Genomic DNA, 5,231 nt, shown 5'->3' with positions numbered 1-5,231 from the left:
AGCGGGTGGCCCATGGCGATCGCGCCGCCGTGCCGGTTCACGATTCCCGCATCGATGCCCCAGGCGTTGATGCAGGCCAGGGACTGCGCGGCGAACGCCTCGTTCAGTTCGACGGCGCCGACCTGGTCCCAGCCGATCCCGGCCTTGGCCAGGGCCTTGTTCGCGGCCTCGACCGGGGCGTAGCCGAAGTACTGCGGATCGTTGGCGTGCGCGCCGCGCCCGGCGAGCCGGGCCAGCGGCTCCATCCCCAGGATCCCGGCCGCCTTCTCGGAGCCGAGCCACGCCGCGGACGCGCCGTCGGAGAGCGGGGAGGCATTCCCGGCCGTGACGGTCCCGCTCTCGGCCCGGAACACGGTCTTGAGCCCGGCGAGCTTCTCCGCCGAGGACCCGGCCCGGATCCCCTCGTCGCGGACCAGGTCCGTGCCCGGGACCGGGGCGACCAGGGCGTCGTAGAAGCCCTCGTCCCACGCGGCGGCGGCGAGGTTGTGGGAGGCGGCCGAGAACTCGTCCTGCGCCTCACGGCTCACGCCGTATTTTTCGGCCAGCCGTTCGGTGGCCTCGCCCAGCGAGATCGTCCACTCCGCGGGCATGGCCTGGTTCACCAGCCGCCAGCCCAGCGTGGTGGAGGCCAGGGTCAGGTCCCCGGCCGGGTAGGGCTTCTCGGTCTTCGGCAGCACCCACGGGGCCCGGGACATCGACTCGGCCCCGCCGACCAGCATCAGGTCGGCATCGCCGGTGGTGATCTGGCGGGAGGCGATGATCGCCGCGTCCAGGGAGGACCCGCAGAGCCGGTTGACCGTGGTGCCCGGGACCGAGACCGGCAGCCCGGCCAGCAGGGTGCCCATCCGGGCGATGTTGCGGTTTTCCTCCCCCGCGCCGTTCGCATTGCCGAACACCACCTCATCGATCCGCTCGACGTCGAGCTTCGGGGCGCGTTTCACGGATTCGCGGATCACGTGCGCGGCAAGGTCATCCGGGCGGACCCCGGCAAGGCCGGAACCGAACTTCCCGAACGGGGTCCGGACGGCGTCATACACAAAAGCCTGATTCATAATTTCCTCTAAGTTCGGTGGCGCCCAACCAGGTAGAGGCAGGGGTCGTTTTTTGAGGGCGCGAAACGACCCCTGCTGCTAGTTTGTTGGGCGGGCTGGCCGCCTCGGTGGCCTGGCTGTGATTCGAGCGGGTCTACGCTGCGGGGATTCGGATCAGTTTTTTGTTGGCGAATTCATTGATTCCGTACTGCGCCAGTTCACGCCCAACGCCGGAACGCTTCACCCCGCCGAACGGAAGGTCAGCGGCGCTGCGGCTGATGCTGTTGATCCAGACCATGCCGGTCTCCAGCTGTTCGGCAAGCTGCCGGGCCGCCTCAACATCCGCGGTGTAGATGGAGCTGGAGAGGCCGAAAGGCGAGTCGTTGGCCAGGTCAACAGCGGCTTCGGGAGAGTCCACCCGATAAACCACCGCGGCCGGGCCGAAGATCTCTTCCGAGTATGCCCGCATGTCCGGCGTCACACCGGTCAGTACTGTCGCGGGGTAGTAAGCGCCTGAGTCGTCGGGGGCGCCTCCACCCGTGACGGCGGTCGCACCCTTGGAGACGGCGTCCTGGACCAGCTCGGCGATGTCGTCGACGGAGGCCCGGGATGAGAGCGGGCCGAAGGTCGTCTGGGCATCAGTCGGGTCGCCCGGCGCGATCTTGGACATGGCATCTGTGTAGCGGCGCAGGAACTCGTCGTAAATATCACCGACGATGATGAAGCGCTTGGACGCCGTGCAGGCCTGACCGCCGTTGTACATGCGGCCTGCCACGGCGCCGGCTACAGCCTTGTCCAAATCGGCATCCGGCAGCACGATGAACGGATCGGAGCCGCCAAGTTCCAGCACATACTTCTTCAGATGGCGTCCGGCGATTTCTGCCACGGCGGATCCGGCCTTCTCGGAGCCTGTCAGGGAGACACCCTGCACCCGGGGGTCGGCGATCATCGTGGCGATCTGGCCGCTGGTGGCAAACGCGTTGATGTAGACATCGGCCGGCAGCCCGGCGTCGCGGAAGACCGCCTCGATAGCCAGCGCCGACTGCGGGCAGTTGCGTGAGTGCTTGAGGATCACGGTGTTGCCCAGCACTATGTTGGGCGCGGCGAAGCGGGCGACCTGGTAGTAGGGGAAGTTCCAGGGCATGATCCCGACCAGCGGTCCGACGGGTTCGGTGCGGACCACGGCCGAGCCGGGTCCCTTGATCTCCAACGGTTCATCGCGGAGGAAGCGCTCGGCGTTGTCCGCGTAGTAGGCGTAGATCGAGGCCACGAGGGCAACCTCGCCGCGCGCTTCGGCGATCGGCTTGCCCATCTCCAGGGTCAGCAGGGCGGCGAGTTCCTCGGAGCGTTCGCGGTGCAGTTCGGCGACGCGGGTCAGCACCGCGGCCCGTTCCGCCAGTGGAGTGGAGCGCCAGCTGCGGTATTCCGTGAAGGAGCGCTTGAGCGCTTCCTGCACTTCCTCGTCGGTGAGTGTCGGGAACTCGGCAACGCGCTCTCCGGTTGCCGGGTTGATGGTCGCGTAGTTGCTCATGATCCGGAACTCTTTCTGCAGGTACGTCTTTGTCTTAGCAATCACGATCCCAGCTTCCGGCTATGCAGTCCAATACTTATTAGCCTCATGATCAATGAAGATTTTGGATCAATAACGGGCGGTATCAGCAAGCTCCCCCGGCTCGCATCTATTACTTTCCGATACTAATGGTTCGCGGATTAGGTATTGGACGCCGCGTAATCAGCGGTGCCATGGTGGGCTGGTGAAGACGATCAAGATCCACGACGCCGGCGCGACCGTGCACGTCGAGCTCAACAGGCCAGATGTCCGTAACGCCATAGACCAGCTCATGGTGGACGAATTACACACCGCATGCGCGGATTTGGAACGCAATCCCAAAATTCTCATCATCTCCGGGGCGCAGCTTCCCTCCGGGGGCATCTTTGCCTCCGGAGCCGACATCGCCCAGCTCCGCGAACGCCGCCGTGATGATGCCCTGGCCGGCATCAATTCCGGTCTCTTCCAGCGAATCTCAAGGCTGCCCATGCCTGTGATCGCCGCCATTGACGGGTTCGCGCTCGGCGGCGGCGCCGAACTGGCCTACGCGGCGGACTTCCGGATTGCCACACCACGGGCAAAGATCGGCAACCCCGAAACCGGCCTGGGCATCCTCGCCGCCGCCGGCGCAGGCTGGCGCCTCGTGGAGCTCGTCGGCGAGCCTTTGGCCAAGGAAATCCTGCTCACCGGAAAAGTGCTCGACGGCGCTGAGGCAATGGCTGTTCGGCTGGTCACGGAGTTGCATGAACCAGACCAGCTGATCCCGGCGGCCTTCGCACTCGCGGCCCGGATCGCATCCCAGGATCCACTCGCGGTCCGCCTCACCAAGAGCGTCCTCCACGCCCCAAGGTCAGCACACCCGGCCATTGACGAACTCGCCCAAGGGATCCTCTTTGAATCAGAGGCAAAATTTGAGCGGATGCAGGCGTTTCTGGACCGAAAACAACGCAAAGGAACCAACTAATGACCCCTTCTACTCCCCCACTTGAAACCCCGGGCGTCCCCACGAGGGTAGGCGTCCTCGGCGGAGGCCGGATGGGCGCGGGCATCGCCCACGCCTTCCTAGTCTCCGGAGCTGCGGTGACCATCGTCGAACGGGACGAGGCCGCAGCCGCAGCGGCCAGCGACCGCGTGACAGCGACGTTGGCCAAGGCCCTTGAGAAGGCTGCCGTTCTCGAGGATCTGGATTCGCTCCTCGGCCGGTTCGCGGTCTCCACGGACGCCGTCGACTTCGGCGGCGCGGGCCTTGTTGTCGAAGCCGTGCCGGAGGACTTCAAGCTCAAGCAGGACGCCCTGCTCAACGTGGAGCGCCACCTGGGTACGGATGCCTGGATTGCCACCAACACGTCCTCGCTCTCCGTCACCGACCTGGCAGACACACTCGGCCGGCCGGAACGGCTGTGCGGGCTGCACTTCTTCAATCCGGTCCCGGCCTCAACGCTGGTGGAAATCGTTCTTGGCCCCCGGTCCGCCCCTGAACTCGCCGACGCCGCCACCGGCTGGGTCCGCGGGCTCGGTAAGACTCCCATCGTGGTCAATGACGCGCCCGGCTTCGCGAGTTCGCGCCTTGGTGTGGCAATTGCGCTGGAGGCCATGCGGATGCTGGAAGAGGGTGTGGCCAGCGCCCGGGACATCGACGCCGCCATGGAACTCGGCTACCGGCACGCAACCGGACCACTGCGCACCACGGACATCGTCGGGTTGGACGTGCGCCTCGGTATCGCCGAGTACCTGCATGAAACCCTGGGCGAACGCTTCGCCCCGCCCCGGATCCTCCGCGACATGGTGGAGCGCGGCGAGCTGGGACGGAAGTCCGGCAAAGGGTTCTACGACTACTCCTGAGCTGTCCAGGGCAAGGGCGGATGGCGGCTGGCGCTTTTCGCTGGCCGCCATTGAGGTTGAGGCGATCTGGAACCAAGCGATCAGAACGTCCGCGACGGCGTCGACCTTCGCGCGATCACTATGGCACTCGAAATGAGGACCCAAGCCCCGGTCGCTCAGACGCTGAGGAGCCCGAGGTCTTCGCGGAAGGGGTCGCCGAGGGGCGCCGGCCAGGGCGGCTCGTCCGTGTCTGCGGCGGTCAGTGGGTGCCCGGCGGTGAATTGGTGCCAGTCCGGGAAGGGGTCCGTGGGCAGGTCCGGGTCCGGATCCGTGGGCAGGTCTGGGTCCGGGTCCTCGGGCGGGGCCGGGTCGGGGCCTGTGTCGGTGTCGGGTTGGCGTGTGTCCGTGGCCGGGGTGTGGGGCAGCCAGTCCTCGGGCCAGCGGGGTGGTTCCCAGTCCTGGTGTTCGCTGGGGTAGTGCCGCCCGGCCGGGGAGGTCCAGCCGGGCGGGTGGTCTTTGCTGGCCCCGGCCGGTGTCCAGGCGGAGGCGTGTTTGAGGCGGTGGTGTTTGGGGCAGGGCTGGCCGAGGTTGGTGATGCCGGTGGTGCCGCCGTCGGCCCAGGCGAGAATATGGTCTGCTTCGTTGTCCAGGGAGTGGTTGCCGCAGCCGGGGAAGGGGCACCTGCCGTCGCGGAGCCGGAGCCACTGGCGCTGGGCCGTCGTGAGGCGGTAGCTGGTCCGGCCGATTTCCAGCGGTGCCCCGTCCCGGGGGTCGGTCAGGACCCGGTGGAAGGAGCCGGCGCCGTCTATGAGGAGGCGGCGGGCCATCGA

General features: G+C 66.9%; 5 protein-coding genes. 2 read left to right on the top strand and 3 right to left on the bottom strand.

Annotation, left to right across the window (positions count from 1 at the left end; genetic code table 11):
* Window positions 1-1,052, bottom strand: a 1,052-nt coding sequence (locus tag AC1DXI_RS20665) for a thiolase family protein (RefSeq protein ID WP_476940143.1), incomplete at its 3' end; no start/stop codon positions are given.
* 133 nt (window positions 1,053-1,185) lie between these two features.
* Window positions 1,186-2,607 carry an NAD-dependent succinate-semialdehyde dehydrogenase gene (locus AC1DXI_RS20660; protein WP_476940142.1) on the bottom strand — a complete coding sequence of 474 codons (1,422 nt, stop codon included), beginning with the start codon at window positions 2,605-2,607 and terminating at the stop codon, window positions 1,186-1,188.
* 178 nt (window positions 2,608-2,785) lie between these two features.
* On the opposite strand from AC1DXI_RS20660, the gene AC1DXI_RS20655 reads away from it, so the two are divergent.
* Together AC1DXI_RS20655 and AC1DXI_RS20650 are read left to right on the top strand one after the other, a co-directional pair.
* Window positions 2,786-3,544, top strand: a complete 759-nt coding sequence (locus tag AC1DXI_RS20655; RefSeq protein WP_476940141.1) for an enoyl-CoA hydratase/isomerase family protein — start codon at window positions 2,786-2,788, stop codon at window positions 3,542-3,544.
* On the top strand, window positions 3,544-4,422 hold the full coding sequence (locus tag AC1DXI_RS20650; protein ID WP_476940140.1) for a 3-hydroxyacyl-CoA dehydrogenase family protein: 879 nt from the start codon (window positions 3,544-3,546) through the stop codon (window positions 4,420-4,422). Before AC1DXI_RS20655 ends, AC1DXI_RS20650 begins: the two co-directional genes overlap by 1 nt.
* Before the next feature lie 155 nt (window positions 4,423-4,577).
* Here the strand turns inward: AC1DXI_RS20650 and AC1DXI_RS20645 are convergent.
* Window positions 4,578-5,231: HNH endonuclease signature motif containing protein (locus tag AC1DXI_RS20645; RefSeq protein WP_476940139.1), on the bottom strand; the 654-nt coding region annotated here is incomplete at its 5' end.

The sequence above is a fragment of the Arthrobacter sp. P1_H7 genome, from assembly GCF_056405215.1.
The sequence above is the reverse complement of the archived record's forward strand: the minus strand, read 5'-3'. Positions and strand labels throughout refer to the sequence as shown.

What these genes read in the sequence shown, in the direction of transcription:
- AC1DXI_RS20650 (WP_476940140.1), top strand. Translation starts at nt 3,544, where the DNA reads ATGACCCCTTCTACTCCCCCACTTGAAACCCCGGGCGTCCCCACGAGG.